8 protein-coding genes are annotated in these 16,915 nt (G+C 61.6%); 1 reads left to right on the forward strand and 7 read right to left on the reverse strand.

Annotated features, from left to right (window positions below; genetic code table 11):
* Positions 1-38: 38 nt before the first annotated feature.
* From IFSED24_RS16800 to IFSED24_RS16815, 4 genes are all read right to left on the reverse strand, one after another.
* The gene (locus IFSED24_RS16800) at positions 39-1,472 is read right to left on the reverse strand and encodes a hypothetical protein (RefSeq protein ID WP_491332636.1); all 1,434 of its coding nucleotides are present in this window, start codon (positions 1,470-1,472) and stop codon (positions 39-41) included.
* Between the two features lie 381 nt (positions 1,473-1,853).
* A complete protein-coding gene (locus IFSED24_RS16805) occupies positions 1,854-2,819 on the reverse strand; it encodes a T9SS type A sorting domain-containing protein (protein WP_491332637.1) in 966 nt (321 codons plus the stop codon).
* A gap of 585 nt (positions 2,820-3,404) precedes the next feature.
* Positions 3,405-6,095 (reverse strand): protein kinase domain-containing protein, encoded by a 2,691-nt coding sequence (locus IFSED24_RS16810; RefSeq protein WP_491332638.1) that lies wholly within the window; start codon positions 6,093-6,095, stop codon positions 3,405-3,407.
* Between the two features lie 945 nt (positions 6,096-7,040).
* Entirely contained in the window at positions 7,041-9,731 is a 2,691-nt protein-coding gene (locus IFSED24_RS16815) for a protein kinase domain-containing protein (protein ID WP_491332639.1), read from the reverse strand.
* A gap of 522 nt (positions 9,732-10,253) precedes the next feature.
* On the opposite strand from IFSED24_RS16815, the gene IFSED24_RS16820 reads away from it, so the two are divergent.
* A complete protein-coding gene (locus IFSED24_RS16820) occupies positions 10,254-13,106 on the forward strand; it encodes a tetratricopeptide repeat protein (protein ID WP_491332640.1) in 2,853 nt (950 codons plus the stop codon).
* Positions 13,107-13,274: 168 nt separating this feature from the next.
* Here the strand turns inward: IFSED24_RS16820 and IFSED24_RS16825 are convergent, their stop codons facing one another.
* From IFSED24_RS16825 to IFSED24_RS16835, 3 genes are all read right to left on the reverse strand, one after another.
* Positions 13,275-14,132, reverse strand: a complete 858-nt coding sequence (locus IFSED24_RS16825) for a formylglycine-generating enzyme family protein (protein ID WP_491332641.1) — start codon at positions 14,130-14,132, stop codon at positions 13,275-13,277.
* Between the two features lie 158 nt (positions 14,133-14,290).
* Positions 14,291-15,538, reverse strand: a complete 1,248-nt coding sequence (locus tag IFSED24_RS16830; protein ID WP_491332642.1) for an ATP-binding protein — start codon at positions 15,536-15,538, stop codon at positions 14,291-14,293.
* A gap of 565 nt (positions 15,539-16,103) precedes the next feature.
* Complete coding sequence (locus IFSED24_RS16835) at positions 16,104-16,877, reverse strand: SAM-dependent methyltransferase (protein WP_491332643.1); 774 nt, start codon at positions 16,875-16,877, stop codon at positions 16,104-16,106.
* Positions 16,878-16,915: the final 38 nt, after the last annotated feature.

Below are 16,915 nucleotides of genomic sequence, written 5' to 3' on the forward strand. Positions count from 1 at the left end.
TCGATATTTCGACGAAGCAGATTGGTTGCGTGGTGACGCTATTCCAGGATCCAATTCAGGATGGGTTGCCAGACGAGGCTCGGCAGATCGATACCGATGTATCCCGCGAAGATGTCGACATGGCCGATATCGAGCAGGGGTTCGGCATTCGTCGAGATGATGAGCGACTGGAAGTCGGTACTGCCGATCTGCGACGCCATGTATTCTCCCAGGGTGCCGGAACCGCCACCTGGCGCGACGTAGAGAACCGGGACGGTGATGTCGTCGAAGTGGTCGTCGAAGGCGACATCGTGGTCGTCGCAGCCCATCCCGTCGAGTTCCTGGAAGATCAGGTTGGGCTGGTACGGCTCCCAGCTCGCGTAGAAGTCGATCCCGAACTGGAGATCCACGAACTGGTAGCCGACGGGCATGAAATTCTCGTCGAACTGGCCCGCCACCAGGTGGAAGGTCGGCGGATAGCCGCCGAGCAGGAGGTTCGTCTGGGTCAACGCCCCGAGAACGACCTGCAGGTTGGTGAAGCCGGGGAAGATCGGTGAATCACCGTCTGGATCGCTGGCGGCCAGGTAGGCGGCGAAGTTCGCCAACGCACCATCGGTGTTGACGTAGATGCCGTCAGCTCGGGCGTCCTCAACCGCCTGGTATCCGCTGCAGGCCGCCTCGATCCCTTCGGGGGTGCCTGTCCGGAGGGCGTAGTCGACCGGAATGAATCCTTTGATGTGGCGATGGCCAGGCGGCCGCTGCGATTCCTCGTTGAGATAGGCGTAGCCCTTGCCCTCGCCCAGGCTCCAGCCCAGGAGGTCCAGCTTGCGCGAGCCATTACCGGTGAACAATCGCACGAAGCGTGCGACCGCGATGCCGGCATGCAGATCATCGATCTCGCGCTGAAGCCCCCAGTCGATGGCGAAGGAGAAGTCCTCTTCCTCGCTGGGGATGAAGGTCCAGGCCATGTCGATGCCCCAGACGTCCACATCGTTCTGTGCGAGGAAGATCGGTAGGTTGTTCTCAAGAGGCATGTAGTCGATCTGTGTGCTCGCCATGAACGAGTTGACGAAACCCATACCGCTGCCGTGGAGCATGAAGAGCGAGTTGCGGGCCCGGATGGGACGATTCGGTCGGGACTCCTTGACGACGCGGTGCAATCCGATCACGCCGTAAGGCTCGGGTCCCACCTGGATCCGGAAACTGTAGTGTACGATATCGTCGGTGAGGACCTCGCGCTCGAAATCGAGCAAGCCGCAGTAGCGAGACGACTTGTCTCCGAGCGCGGCCAGTTGCGCCGGGAGCTCGACTTCGGGATCGAATTCCCAGCCGCTGGCCTGTGCAATCGCGCCGGCGAGCAACTCGGCGTCGACTCCGGTCGGCGCGAGGGCCGAAGTGGTGGGGATCTCCGGCTCCGCCACAGGATCGTGCTGGCAGCCGACCACCAGAAAGCTCAGCGCCAAGAGGAATGTAATTAGGACACGGGTGGACATAACAGACCTCCATTCGGACGAGACAGAGCAATGGGGCACCCAGGCTCCCTCACCCCTTGAAGCGACGTCGGAGACCAGAATGTGAAGCGGAATCCTGAATCAGGCGGGGGAATCCGAGAGCCTGTGCCTTCGGGAAACTCCGTCCGTGCTGCATCCTAACGAGTTAGCTCATCCGGCCGATATCAGGCCATGAAGCTCAAATTCTTGCTGCGCGCACTGCTGGCGGCCTTCCAGTCCTCACCCTCCTACTCGGGCCGCAGCCGGACCTACCCGCTACCGGATCGCCGGCATCAGATGCTCAAGAAATCACTCGGATGGAATATTCCGAAGGGGCAAGAGGGGAGAGGACGCGGCCGCCACCGCATCCTCTCCCGCGGGCTCCTACCTGACGAGCATCACTTTCCGAGACTCTACTCGCTCTTCGGTCTCTAGCCGGACGATGTACGTCCCTGAAGGCACCGCCCGATCACCGGAGTCGCGTCCGCTCCAGTTGAGCGTATGAAGTCCGGCACTAAACGATCTCGAAGCAAGCGTGGTCACCTGGCGACCAGTGAGATCGTAGACGCCGACGTTCGTCCACCCCGGCTGTGGTAATGAGAACGACACGGTCGTCAGGGGGTTGAAGGGATTGGGGTGGATTCCAGCCAGCATAGGGCCAGGGTAAGGTGTGGCGTCAGGGGCGCCGATTACTATCGAATCGGCCACCCTAATGAAGTCGACGGATTCGTCTATAGTGGTAATGGTAGAACTATGTACCATATAGTAGAAACGTATTTCGATCGAGGCGACCGGTGTCGATTCAGGCGCCTCGAATATTACTTCGTCATCCCACTTGAAAGTGATGACGCCCCCGACTCGGTTCATAATCACTGTTGCCGAACCTATATACGGTAGAGTGCCTTGACCCGAAACATATGCCTCGGCGCCGCGCACCCAAGCGACCTTTGCACCGCTATAGGCAACCCATGCGTCACTGTGGCCAACATAGGCGATCGCGGCGTCGGCTTCGTCAAGCAACATCAAATAAACGCATTGCCTGGTATCCGGTTGGCCGTAAGGTGAGAGCCAAGCAAACCTCCAGGCCACATAATAATCTGACGGAGCCGGACATGGTTGGGAAAGGGATACGATCGCCCAGTCGCCAGCGTTGCCATCGTGGCAGATTTCGGTGACATGTAAGTCGCTCACTTCCTCGGCGTAAGTCCAGCCGCAGGCGAATTCGTTGAATGTCACTTCCCAGGCTGGGTCGAGCACGCCGTCGCCGAAATGATCGTATACGATGGTTTCTGCGTGTACCGTGGCAGGGATGCACAGGGCGAGCAGCAGGATCAGGTAGTGGTGCGACATGGGTATCTCCCTTCGCGATGACGGCCAGGCCAAAGCAGTCTAACCAGCACAGAACCTTTCCCCGAACAGGCAGCGGGCAGTCGCGATACCGGTAAGGGTCCCGGATTTTCGTCAGCGGATCGCTCTGCGTGTATCGTGACTCGACCGGTCGGAGTTGTCGCCGGATGCGAGGGTCTTTCGTAGAACATGACGGACACAGCCGCTGCGATGGCAGGCAGGAGTACGCCCACGGGGAGGAGCAGGGTGTGGGCTGCGGGGGGAGCGTAGCAGAAAGGGGAGTACAGGTGTCCGCAAATTGGGAAGGGGAAAGTAAGGTTTGCTAATCGGATTCCTGATCAGTAGTCCTGAGCCTTCAAAAATCTCGTCTGCCTTGCAGCCCGGTAACTTACATGATCGGGCAAACTTGCCACCATCCACGTCTCCTGGCTCGTGATATTACTAAATCTGACTCGCAGTGTCTTGTCGCGAGGACCTTCCTGAATATCGCTGCCAGAATTTCGGAATCTGCTAACTGATTATTCGACAGGGCGGACGAATGAATGGAAGGATCAGGAGGGACAACGGGAAGTCGTTGCGTTCGAGCCGCTATCTCCCGCTCCCGCTGCCGCCATGTGCGGATTCGAGATCCGTCACGAGTTCGCTGAACCGGGCCGTCCCACGCAGTGGAACGAGATCCTGCTCATGACTCAAAAGAAACGGATCACTATAGCCTTCACGGATCGCACGATCTAGAGCTACCAGTGCGCCCTCTCGCAGCCTGGATTGCTGGCTACCGGCGGCGTTCCGCGACAACTGGGCCAGGGCGCGAGCTCGATCCAGATGTACTTCGCCGCTGATCACCTCGGTCGCGCCGAGTTCGTCGATCAGATCGAGCGTTGCCGGACGATTGCCGATTCGTGCTTCAACCAGCATCAGGCTGATCTTGTTCTTCTGATCCGGCGACGCCGCGTGCAGCCGTTCCGTGATCTCTCGCGATCTTTCGAAGAACCGCCTGGCCTCTTGCGGATCGCCTTGCACGTCTCGAAGCGTCCCGGTGCGGTAATAGGCCAGCGCCAGTTGCCTCTTGTCGTAGACGTTCTGGGGGTCGGCGGCCACGAGCTCTTCGTTCAGCACGATCGATTCACGGAGCGCAGGGGCCGCCTCGTCGAGTCGATCGATCCACAGCAACGAGTTGCCGTAGTTGGTGAGGTAACCGGCGAGTTCGCGCTTGAAGATCGGCATGGTAGGGCGGCGTTCGAAGATCTCGCGTCGACCCTGGATGGCGCGATTGTACAGGGCCAGCGATTCATCGGTCTTCCCGAGCCGTAACGCGACGTAGGCGAGCGCCACGGCCGCCTTGTCGTGAGAGATCTGCCGTCCGGCGGTCTTCGTATCCTTCTGATCATCGTCCAGTTCCTCGAATCCCGGTTCGCTGCGGATTTCCGCCAGGACTCCGGCCATGAGATCGAGGCCTTCCTGGAAGACCGCTTCTGCTTCCGCAATCCGTCCCTGTTTCAGGTGCTGCACTCCCAGATTCTGGAGGTTTGCGGCCAGCAGTTCCTTGATGTCGAGGGACGAGGGGCTGCCGGGTTGGGGGTGCGGGTCGTTGATGATCTCGCGGACGAGGCCGATGGACGTGTTCAGCAACTCCTCGGTCGTCGCGGGATCTCCAGTCAGGCGGCCCCTGATGGGGGCCCAGGCGGTGCAGATCTTGGCCAGGTTGGAACGGGCAGAATCCGTACGGCCATTGATCTCGATCCGCTCCTGACCCATCCGGTAAAGTTTCTCGTACTCCCGATCGGCTTCTTCCAGACTATCCAGCTGATAGAACGATGACGCGATCAAGGCACGCAACGCCATCAGGGTCGGGATCGCTTCACCGCGAACACCGCCGGTCATCTCGACGTCGAGCTCGTCCCACTTCGCGGAGACCGACTCCAGGATGTCGATCCTCAGGTCGGTGGTCCCGGGCTGGTCGCGCAGGGTCTTATCGATGTCCGTGATGACGAACTGCATCGTGGTCAGCGCCAGATTGGCCTGCTTGACCGCGGCTTGCTCCTTTTGTTCCGCGATGGCCCGCTGCTTCATTTCCTCGTCGCGCGCGCGCTCGGCCTTCACCAGGCCGATGCCGGTGCCGGCGAGTCCCAGGACCAAGGCCGCCGCGAGCAGGCTGGCCGTGACCACGCTGGTCCGGTTGCGGCGGACGAACTTCCGCGCGCGGTAGATCTTGCTCGGCGGGGCGGCGACGATCACCTCGCCCGACAGATATCGGCGGATATCCATCGCCAGCCCATTGGCGGTCTCGTAGCGGCGCTGGCGGTCCTTCTCCAGGGCCTTCATCACGATCCAGTCCAGCTCGCCGCGGACGTCCGTGCCCAGCTTGCGGGGTTCGGTGCGGCGGTGCGCTGCCACGGTGACGATCGTGTCGGTGCTATCGGAGATGCGCGTGCTCGGACGCGGTGGATCCACCTCGCGAATGATCCGCTGGATCTCGGCGTAAGCAGCCGAGTGCAGGCTCGTCGAGTCGAAGGGGGTCGAGCCGGTCAGTAACTCGTAGAGCAGCACCCCCAGCGAGTACACGTCCGTCCGCGCGTCGATGTCGAGCGAACCTTCGGCTTGCTCTGGGCTCATGTACGCCGGCGTGCCGATGAGCTGACCTTGCGCCGTGAACAGTGTCTTCTCGGTCAGCTCCGCGCTGGTCGCCTTGGCGATGCCGAAGTCGATCACCTTGGCGTGGGGTCGTCCGTCCTGCATGCTGACCAGGACGTTGGACGGCTTGATGTCGCGATGAATGATTCCCTTGGTGTGCGCGTGCTGGACGGCTGTGCATACGTCGGCGAACAGGTCGAGCCGATCCGCGATGCAGAGGTTGTGCTGGTCGCAGAAGTGGAGGATCGTGTCGCCCTTGACCAGTTCCATCACGAAGAATGGTCGGCCGGTCTCGGTGGAACCGGCGTCGAGAACCCGTGCGATGTTGGGGTGGTCCATCATTGCCAGCGCCTGGCGCTCCTGTTCGAAGCGTGCCACGACCTGGCGGGTATCCATGCCCAGCTTGATGATCTTAAGGGCGACTCTCCGCTTCACCGGTTCGGTCTGTTCGGCCATGAAGACCGAACCGAATCCGCCTTCGCCGATCAACTCGACGATCTCATAAGGGCCGATCTTCGTGCCGGGTCCCTCGCGGAGGGGAGCGATTCCTTCGGGCACATCGTCTGGGGGAGGCGATACGTTCATCGTCGCGTCCTCGTCCGAGCGGTCGATCGGACGGTTCTGGTCTTCACGCCTTTGATCCGCCATTGCTTCCTCTTCGAATTCCAAGGTCAAGGCCCAGATGGCCAGACGTTGCCAGGGGGATGGTCTCCGATGGGCATTCGCGGTCCGAGCCCTGTAATGAACCATATCAGATTAATTAGATCAATATGGTAACGAATAGAGGTGGTGTCTGCATGTCGAGAAATCTGGCCAGGCCCACGCACCTTGCCATGTGTCCGTCCGACAGTGCGGACGGATCAGTGGCTGGGACGGCTGCCATTGTGCTTTGGATTAATTCGTTCACCCTGAAATCAAAGAATTTACATGATCGGGCCAGTTAGCCTGCTAGCAAGCCCTCAGGCGTCTTGAGTCGTTGATACTGGCTCCCCATATCTCATTGAGGGATGCAAATCGAGAAGTCTTGCCAGAATTGTGCAACTTGCTAAGTGCTTATAAAACAGGGTGGATGAATAGATAGAAGGGTGTGCCTTCGGAGTATCCCGTCCGCGCTGCAATCTAACGAGTTAGCATAGCTGCCCGATCCTCGGCGGTCTGCATCACCGGTACTACCGTGCCGCTGCTTAGGGGCAATCTGACCGGCGTGTCGGGGCCGTTTGGGGCGGCGAGGTCTGTCTGGAAGCGTCGTCGGATAGGGCGGAAGTCGGTTTCGGCAATGTCGTCGTCCGCCTTGGGCTGCGGTCGACACTCCCCACTACCTGATTGCCGACACCAGATGCTCAAGAAATCATTCGGATGGAATATTCCGAAGGGACAACGTATTGGGAGCCTCTAACACTTAGAAAGAAATGATCTTGATTTTGCCCTGGATTTCCCTACAAAAACAACTGGCTCCTCCGGTTGGACGCAGCAGCGGAATGATTCTGAGAATCCGAGGCGGGTCGCACCGCCTCTCGCCATCCACGTAGCTGCAATATCAACAAAGCGGACGGAATAGACTGAAGGGACAACAGGGCACAGCACGCTACGGCGTCAGTTCGTCTGCTCCCCGCCGTCCCAGTTGACGATCAGCGTGATCGGGAAATCGTTTCCGGCGTCGTCCGGGACGCCGAGAACGAAGGTGCTGCCGTCGGACTTGTTGTCCCAGGTGCTACCGGCGCGTGTGGGATACAGCACGATGGGCAGGTCTGCGACGACCTGGTCGTCGAATTCGACCTTCACGTAGGTGAGGTTGCCTTCGAGGTCCAGGTAGTACAACTCGGTGCCGGCGTCGTTCCAGCCCAGCAACCAGTCGGCGCCGTCTTTTGAAAGCTGCCATTTGCCCTCGCCGCTGGGGAAGCGGGTCAGGTAGAGCTCGTATCTCCCGGCTTCGTTCGAGATGTAACCGATCCAGTTGCCGTCGGGAGAAAACCGAGAGTAGCCCTCGTCGAAGTCGGTCGAAACCAGTGCGAACGATTCTCCATCTTCGAGGTTCAGGATCCAGAGGTCGTTCTTGCCGACACCGGAGTCGATCGCGAGGTACCGTCCGTCAAGCGACCAGTCCTGCACCTCACATTGGCCACCGACGATAAACAGAGAATCGGCTTCCCCTCGGCCGTCGGCGCTTCGAACGAAGACACCGGACTTCCCGGTCCGATTCGACGTGAACGCGATTCGTTTCCCATCGGGAGACCAGACGGGTTTGGTGTCCCGCGCATCGTCAAACGTCAGTCGGCTCCCGACGTTGCGCGAAAGATCGTAGACCCAGATGTCCGATTGACCCCCACCTTCAGCGTCGATCCCGGCCGCCAGGTAACGATTGTCGCGAGAAAGTCGGATCTCACTGTACATCGCGGCTTCGCCGATCGTGCCGAGCTCCTTACCCTCTCGATCGAACAGGGTCAGGATTTTCTCAGCGGCCAACCCACCCTGAAAAGCGAGTGGGCCGGCCTCCGAGACAGAATAGGCGGCACGCCAGGTGCCGAGTTGGACGACGACGCCCTCCCCAACCGCGAACGCTTCGCCAGTGAACTCGAGGTCCCGGACCGAAAACGGACGTGCCATCAGGAACTGGTCCTGGACCCAGAAAATATGCCCTTGGGCGTAGCACGCATGCGTACCCGACTGCATCAACTCGAACGTCTCGTCCGATTCCAGGTCGCCGATCCAGATCGAGTTCACGGCATCCTGGTTGTTCGCGGCGTGACTACCGCGCAAGTAGAGGAAGTGCCGTCCGTCCGGCAGGAAGTGCGGGAAGCGGTGTGTGGTCTCGGACATGCGCGCATTGTCGATCGTGGTCACCGGATCGCCGAGCACCCCACCGGTCGAAACGCGTTGGATCGCGGCTTGCGTTTCAGGGGCGAACAGGATCGTCCCGTCGGCGTTCCAGGTCCCGCCCCGACCATCGAGGGCGCTGGTCACCGTCATCGGCGCACCGCCGTTGAGATCGAGTTTCTTCAGCTTACCATCGGCAAAGAACGCGATCTGCTTGCTATCGGGAGACCAGAATGGATACGTCGCGCCCTCGGTGTTCGCGAGTTTCTGGGCCGTCGAGGAGCCAAGTGAACGCAGGTACAACGATGGGCGGCCTGATCCTATCGAGGCCGTGAAGGTCATCTTGGTTCCATCGGGCGACAAGGAGAGTGCGCCTGAATGGTTGCCGTTGACCTCGAAGTCATATCCTTCGGGGGCGTTGATCGTCGCGCGAATCTCCGGGGCCTTCGCCGTCATCATGCCTCGCGTGGTGGAAGTCCAGGCCGTCACGCCAAGGGCGACGATGGCGACCACGGCCAAGGCCCAGGCTACGATTTCCCGTTTGGCCGGGCGCCGCCCGACGGAGACTGATTTTTGTACCCCGAGCACCGTCGAGGCCGTGGGGTCGCCCGCGCGTACGGCCGCGATGATCAGGCGGGCCTCGCCCATGTCGCGCAGTCTTTGCCTGGGGTCCTTGGCCAGGCAGCGATTCAGAAGCAATCGGATCGCCGGCGGCGTATCGGCCGGCAGCGTATCGAGGTCGGGATCTTCCTTGAGAATGGAGGCCATCATGTCCGAGACCGTCGGCCCGCCGAACGGACGCTGCCCAACCAGCATTTCAAACAGGATCACCCCGAACGAAAAGATGTCCGTGCGCCGATCGAGCTTCGAACCGCGGGCCTGTTCGGGCGACATGTAGGCCGCCGTGCCCAGAATGACGCCATCGAGCGTGAGCGGCGCGCTGGCCAGCGAGGGCGAAACGGTGGTATGCAGACCGCTGGCCGAGTCGCCGGCCGCATCCGTGGCCTTGGCCAGGCCGAAGTCGAGCACCTTGACCGCGCCGTCGTGCGCGATCTTGATGTTGGCCGGCTTCAGGTCGCGGTGCACCACGCCTTGTTCGTGGGCGGCCTCGACCGCGGCGGCAATCTGTTCGGCATAGGTCAAGGCTCGGTCCAGGGACAAGGTACCGTTTTCCAGATGGACCTTCAGATCGTCGCCATCCACCAGTTCCAGCGCCAGGCCCATAACGTCGCCGTCCTGGACCACGGAGTGGATGGCCGCGATGTGCGGATGATTCAGCGAGGCGAGCAGCTTGGCCTCGCGCTGGAAGCGGGCCACACGGTCGGCATCGGCCGTAAAGGCCCTGGGCAATATCTTCAGGGCGACTTCGCGGCCCAGCGTATTGTCGCGGGCGCGGTAGACTTCGCCCATGCCACCGACACCGATCTTTTCGACAATCGTGTAGTTTTTCAGTGTTTGACCAGGTTCCATCGTTGCTCCGTGGGGTCAGGCATGGTCCGAGGATTCAGAATATCGATATCTCATACCATGGTTATCCTGGATCAGACAGCGTTTTCGGTGGGGTACGTAGACCGGGGGCAGGTCACTGAGCAAACGTGTGCCTTCGGAAAATTCCGTCCGTGCTGCAATCTAACGAGTTAGCTCATCCGGCCGGTATCAGGCCATGAAGCTCAAAATCTTCCAGCGCGCACTGCTGGCGGTCTTCCAATCCTCACCCGCCTACTCGGGCCGCAGCCGGTCCCACCCGCTACCGGAGCGCCGGCGTCAGATGCTCAAGACATCACCCGGATGGAATAGTCCGAAGGGACAACTTTCCCGGGGCGACCGGACTTGCTGTCGAGGCCAGCTCACACTATTCTGCTCGGATATAACCGGGGGGTTTCGATGTCCGATTCCGACCAAACACGTCCCGACTCCGAGCACACTTTACCCACAGATCCTGACGCGACCATCTCTGCCGACCCCAGTGATCAAGCACCGACGGCTTCCTCCTTGCCTGACCACGTGGGGCACTACCGTCCCCTGCGCATCATCGGCCAGGGCGGCATGGGCGTGGTGTACGAAGCCGAGCAGGAAAAGCCCCGCCGCCGGGTGGCCTTGAAGGTGATCCGGCCCGAGATGGCCACCGAGGCCCTGCGCCGCCGCTTTGCCCACGAGTCGGACTTCCTGGGCCGTCTGCAGCATCCGGGTATCGCCCAGGTTTACGAGGCCGGCACCGCCGAGACTCCTCAGGGCCCGTTGCCCTTCATGGCCATGGAGCTGGTGGAAGGTCAACCGCTTCACTACTGGGTCCAGGACCACGCGTCCGATTTGAAGGCGCGCCTGGAACTGATGATCAAGCTGTGTGACGCCGTGCAGCATGCGCACCAGCGCGGCATCATCCACCGCGATCTGAAGCCCGGCAACGTGCTGGTCACCAGGGACGATCGTCCCAAGGTGCTGGACTTCGGCGTGGCCCGGCCCGCAGACACCGATTTCATGTCGACCCTGCTGACCACCCACGGACAGCTGGTGGGCACCGTGGCCTACATGAGCCCCGAACAGCTGGCCGGCGATCCCGACGATCTGGACACCCGCAGCGATGTGTTCGCCCTGGGCGTGATCCTGTACCAGATGCTCGCTGGCAAGCCTCCGCTGGAGCTGGTTGGCCGCCCCCTCGAAGAGGCGCTGCGGGCCATTCGCGAGGAGGAACCCCCACCCCTGTCCCGGCATGATTCCCGTCTGGAAGGCGATCTGACCATCATCGCCGCCACGGCCATGGCCAAGGACCGCAACCAGCGTTACCCCTCGGCCAACGGGCTGGCCATGGATCTCAGGCGCCACCTGGACGATCAGCCGATTGCGGCCCGTCCTCCGGGCACCATGTACCTGGTGCGCAAGTTCGCCCGGCGGCACCGACCCCTGGTCATCGCGGCCGCCGGAGTGGCCGCCGCCCTGATCCTCGGTGTGGTGGGCAGCACCTGGCAGGCCGTGCGCGCCACCCGCGCCGAAGGACTGGCCGAGAATCGTCTGGCCCAGGCTGAAACCGTCACCGAGTTCCTGCAGGACATGCTGGCCTCGGTCCAACCCTTCGAGGCCAGGGGCCATGAGGTGACCGTGCGCGAGGTACTGGACCGGGCCGCCGAGGACCTGGATGACGGTTCCCTCGCGGACCAGCCGGCGGTCGAGTCGGCCCTGCGCCACACCCTGGGGACCACCTTCCGCAGCCTGGCCGAACTCGAGGAAAGCGAGAAGCAGCTGACCCGTGGGCTGGCTCTGGCCGATTCGGTTCTGGCACCGGATGATCCGGCGCGCTTGAGGCTGATGCTCGACCTGGCCACCACCATCGTCCAGCGGGGTGACATCACCCGCGGTGAAGATCTGGTGCAACAGGTGCGAGCTGCCGCGCTCCCGGAAAGCGAACTGGCTGGAGATGCCCTGGTCAGACTGGCGGACATCCGCTACACCCAGGGCCACTGGGCCGAGGCCGACAGCATCCATGCCACCCTTCAGGCCATGGTCCTCAGGCAGGCCCCCGATGATTCCCTGCGCCTGGCCTCCATCCTGATCGACCGGGCCTTCCTGGCCGAACAGGGCAACGACTACACGCGGGCCGAGGCCCTGACCAACCGCGCCATGGCCATCTACCTCGAGGAATACGGCCCGTCCGATCCCCGCCTGATCAAGCTGCGCAACAAGCAGGGCGACATCGCCAAGGGGCTCGGGCTCTTGCCCGCGGCTCTGGAGTACCACCAGCAGGCCATGGCCATCGCCGACTCGGTGTTTGCCCCGGACCATATCACCCGGGCCGACGTCCTGTGGCGCATGGGGGATGCCCAGCGCGGTGTTCGGGATCTGGATGGAGCCGAGGAATCCTATAACGAGGCGCTGCGCATCCGGCGTCTGGTATTGGGTCCGGTGCACCGGGATATCGCTCTGGTCCTGGTTTCCCTGGGTAGCCTTGCTCAAGATCGAGGGCAGATGGAACAGGCCGAGGAGTATTTTCTCGAGGCCCTGGAAATGAGACGGGAGATCTTTGGTGAGGTGCATTCATCGGTGGCGGCCACCCTGCATGACCTCGGGAACATGGAAAGGGCCCGCAAGGATTTCGAAGCGGCCCTGGTCTATTACCGCCAGGCCGAGGAGCTGCTGGACCAGATTCCCGAAGCCACCGGGAGCATGCCGGCCAACAACGCCTTCTTCGTTGCCATGTGCTACCAGGGGCTGGGACAGCATGAAGAGGCCGAGGTGCACTTCCGGCGCGAACTGGAATGGACCTCCACCCATTTCACACCCCCTCACATGAAAATCGCCTACAGCCTGGGCAACGTGGGTGGGTCCCTTTTCCGTCAGGGTCGCAAGAGCGAGGCCGCGGACTTCCTGGTCCAGGCGCTGGACATGTTCCGGGATATGGAAGTGCAGGGCCGGGGCCTGTTGCAGGCCGTGGGCAACGCCGCCTTCCTGCTGGACGATGCCGGACGTTTTGCCGAAGCCGAACCCCTGCATCGGGAATACATCGCCCTGGCGGGCGACCTGGAGGGCCCTCAGGGCCCCGGCCAGACCGACGCCCGCACCCGCTACTTCGAAAACCTCACCAAGCAGGGCAAGTGGGCCGAGGCCGAGGAGCAGGCCCAGCTGATCGTCGCCTGGCGCACCGAGAATCTGCCCGAGGACAACTACCGACGCCATTCTGCCCTGCTCTTTCTGGCGCGGGCTCAGCTGGGGCTGGGTCGTCTTACCGAATCTGAGGACACACTGGACAGGGCCCAGGCCGCCATCTCAGGACTCAAGGAGGTGCCGGACCAGGTCCTGGTCAGCCTGAACAACACCCGGGCCGAGCTCGAGGCCGTCCGTCCACGTCCGTGATGAGACCAGCGAGCCAGGCGAAACCTGTCCCTTCGGAATATCCGTCGACCGGATCCCCGGCATCAGATGCTCAAGAAACCACTCGGATGGAATATTCAGAAGGGACAGGGACAGCCGCTTCATGCTCCGGAAGTGGGCATCCTTGGATATTTTCAGTGGCCGGGTGTCTCACCGCCAGTTCACACCGACCGACCGCACCACCCGCATTCCCAGATAACTCCGCTTCTGATCCGGCTCCACGTAGTGCCGGTATGCCTGCCGACACATTCCGGGCCCGCATTCCCAGCACCCGCCGCGTTCCGCCTTGACGGTGCCCGCTGCCGCTCCTGTGGGATCGACCACCGAAGACGCGTCGAACGGCTCGTACCAGTCCCAGCACCACTCCCAGACGTTGCCATGCATGTCGTACAGGCCCCACGCGTTGGGCTCGAAGCTGCCCACAGGGGCCGTCCAGGCGAAGTTGTCGATGTGGATCGGGTCGCTCCAGGCGCGTTCGCAGCTCCGGTCGCAATAGTTGGCGAAGCGGTGGAGTTCCGCTGGATCGTCACCGAAATTATAAGCCGTCGTCGTTCCGGCGCGGCAGGCGAACTCCCACTCCGCCTCGGTGGGTAGGCGGTAACCGTCAGCGCTGCGATCCCACTCGACGACCTGTTCGGTGATCGTATAGGCCGGTCTCAGACCCTGCGCTTCGCTGAGCAGGTTGCAGAAATGGACGCAATCAAACCAACTCACATTCTCCACCGGCCGTGACGGATCGACAAAACGGCTGGGGTTCGCGCCGATGATCTGTTCGTAAAGCGCCTGTGTCACTTCGGTCGGGGCGATTTCGAAACGGGTGGTGAGCTTGACGCGGTGCCGGGTCTCGTCGCGATGGCGTTCCGGTTCGTGGGTGGGGCTGCCCATGAAGAACGTACCGGCTTCGATGGTGACCATGGGAATGGCTCTTTCCGCCTCGTCCGCATGGGCCGCCGGTTCGTCAAGCAGCACGAACACGACGAGAATCAAACACCATACGATGTGGATCATAGCGGAATTCCTTCGAGTGTGACCGTCGGCTGACCGACACGAAGCCTCAACCTTTCCAGACCATGCGCATGGGGATCGCATCGATTCGATCTCCCGATCGTGTTGCCCGTGACCTCGTGCTAGCCGGGAACCTCACACTCCCACCATCGATCAAACCCTCACCCAGGAGTCCACAAGCGACTCAAGGGCACGGCGGCTAGGCCGTCGCCGAATGGAACGGTCATCTCGCCGTCGTATAGCACGACCCCGCCAGTAAAACGATCGCCAACGGCCTCGCGCAGTTTTCTGAGACCACGAAAATCCCTGGGCGTCACGGTCCCCGATAGTTTGACCTCGACACCGGCGATCTTGCGTCCGGCTCCTTCCATGACGACGTCAATCTCGGCTCGATCCTTGTCGCGGAAGTGATGAAATCGCACGTGATGATCGCTCCAGCTCGCCTGACGGCGAAGCTCCTGGACGACATAGGTCTCAAGAAGATGCCCGAGGGTCGTACGATCTTCTCGCAGTGAATTCGCCGTGTGGCCAAGAACCGCGCTGGCAACCCCCGAGTCACCGACATGAATCTTGGGTGTCTTGATCAGTCGGCTGAGCCGATTGCTATGCCACGGCGGCATGCGGTAGATCAGGAACACGTTCTCCAGCAAGGTCACATAGTCGCCGATCGTCGGTCTGCTGAGCCGAAACGGTCCGGCAAGATCGGAGAGGTTGAACAACTGGGCCGTTTGTCCGGCAGCCAGTTCCATGAGCTGAGGCAGAGCCTCGACCTCGCGGATGCGCGCGAGTTCCCTGATATCCCGCTTGGCAATGGTCTCGACGTAGTTCCGGTACCAGCCTGAACGTCGGGCTGCACTCGAACGCGCAAGCGCCGCAGGATAGCCACCAGCAACGACCAGATCGGCGATCTCGTCGCCTAGCCGCTCGGCCTGGCACGTCAAGCTGGTCGCCGAAAAAAGGGCGTCGATGAAGTCCGCCTTCTGTCCGAGTATTTCGCAGCGTGAGAGCGGATGCAGTCGGATGATCTCAATCCGTCCCGCCAAGGAGTCGGAAACCCTCGGGACCAGCAGGACATTCGCCGAACCAGTCATGATGAAACGTCCGGCGCCTCGATCACGGTCGACGGACAGCTTGATTGCGGAAAAGAGTCGTGGGACCAGTTGCACTTCGTCGAGGATGACCCGATCGGGCAGCCCGGCCACGAATCCGGCTGGATCGTCCTCGGCGGCCGACCGCACGGCCTCATCATCGAAGCTGTAGTAGCGGTATCCCCTCTCATCTCCGACATGGCGGGCCAGAGTCGTCTTTCCACTCTGGCGAGGTCCATGGATCAAGACGACCGGAGAGTCGGCGAGAGCAGCTTCGAACCGATCCTGAACGAAGCGAGAAATGTAGCCGTGTGCGCCCATTGTAGCTCCACGGAGAATCGCGGCCGACTGAATGGTTGTTGTCGACTGATTGTAGGGTTAGGTATCGGCTATTTGCAAGATTTTGTTTCGTCCATTTGAAAGTTTACTTGGCGCCAATTGAAAGGTTTTGCCGCTTTCGCCTTCGGCGTCACGAAGACCGTAAACGATCTTTCTTGTTGTTATTCATGCAAGTAGAGTCAACTTGGGTTGCTGTGCCTTCGGAATATCCCGTCCGCGCTGCACCCTAACGAGTTGGCTCACCCGGCCGATATCAGGCCATGATGCTCAAACTCTTCCTGCGCGCACTACTGGCGGCCTTCCAATCCTCACTCTCCTACTCGGGCCGCTGTCGGCTCTCCCCACAACCTGATCGCCGGCATCAGATGCTCAAGAAATCACTCGAATGAAATATTCCGACGGGACAGGGGTTTTGAGGAGGGACAACCCGAGATTTGTCGGCAAATTGGAGACCAACCTACACCGACAAGTTCGAAAGGATTGATGATTGAAGGAAGCGCCGGGACCACCGCAGGTCCCGGCGCTTCTATTGAAGATGATGACTCGATCAGTCCGTCCTGCGCATCAGGTAGAAGACGTAGCCGAACCAGTCCGAGTGCTTGCGGTAGTTTTCGATCTCGCCGTGGGCCATCTCCAGCATGGCGCGCGACTCTTCGCAGTCTTCGGCCGGCTGGAACCCCACCAGGCGTTCCTTCAGGTGCACGTAGAAGTTCTCCCACCAGGCGTGTCCGGGCAGGGTGAAGGTATCCACCAGCTCGTACCCGCAGTCGGCCACGGTCTGCTTCACCGCGTCGGCGTGGGGCATGTCCGGGCAGATGCCCGCGAAGAAGTCGCGGCACGCGGCGGGTGCATCGTCCTGCAGCCAGACCAGGTCGGTGAAGCCCAGGGCGCCACCGGGGACCAGCTGCGTCCGCCAGGCGCGCAAGGCCTGGGAAATGCCCATGACGAAGGCCGAGCCCTCGGCCCAGACCAGGTCATACTCACCCTCGCCGTCGCCCAAGGTGTTCATATCGGCGCAGAGGAGCTGAATCAGGTGACTCAGCTCCGCAGCCTGGGCGCGTCGTTGCAGTTCGTCCAGGTAGGGCTGGTGGTTGTCCAGCGCCGTCACCCGGCAACCCAGTTCCCGCGCCAGACACAGGGTCTGGGAGCCGTTGCCGCAGCCCACGTCCAGCACGCGGAAGTCGCTGGACAGGCGCCCCAGGCCGCCGTTGAAGAGCAGGTCCAGGGCGCGGCGGGTGACGGCGTCATCGCCGGGGGCCAGGCGCGGCAGCGCGGGGTCGAAGATCTCGTGAATGGCGTTCATCATCTTGTCGTGGTTCATGGTGGGTTCTCTCCCGTTGCACAAGTAGGCCGGCATGG

The sequence above is a fragment of the Candidatus Latescibacter sp. IFSED24 genome, from assembly GCF_058273205.1.

Bases quoted from the DNA above. Each gene is read 5' to 3' on its own strand.
- IFSED24_RS16800 (WP_491332636.1), bottom strand. From the start codon at position 1,472: ATGTCCACCCGTGTCCTAATTACATTCCTCTTGGCGCTGAGCTTTCTG.
- IFSED24_RS16810 (WP_491332638.1), bottom strand. From the start codon at position 6,095: ATGGCGGATCAAAGGCGTGAAGACCAGAACCGTCCGATCGACCGCTCG.
- IFSED24_RS16825 (WP_491332641.1), bottom strand. From the start codon at position 14,132: ATGATCCACATCGTATGGTGTTTGATTCTCGTCGTGTTCGTGCTGCTT.
- IFSED24_RS16815 (WP_491332639.1), bottom strand. From the start codon at position 9,731: ATGGAACCTGGTCAAACACTGAAAAACTACACGATTGTCGAAAAGATC.
- IFSED24_RS16805 (WP_491332637.1), bottom strand. From the start codon at position 2,819: ATGTCGCACCACTACCTGATCCTGCTGCTCGCCCTGTGCATCCCTGCC.
- IFSED24_RS16835 (WP_491332643.1), bottom strand. From the start codon at position 16,877: ATGAACCACGACAAGATGATGAACGCCATTCACGAGATCTTCGACCCC.
- IFSED24_RS16830 (WP_491332642.1), bottom strand. From the start codon at position 15,538: ATGGGCGCACACGGCTACATTTCTCGCTTCGTTCAGGATCGGTTCGAA.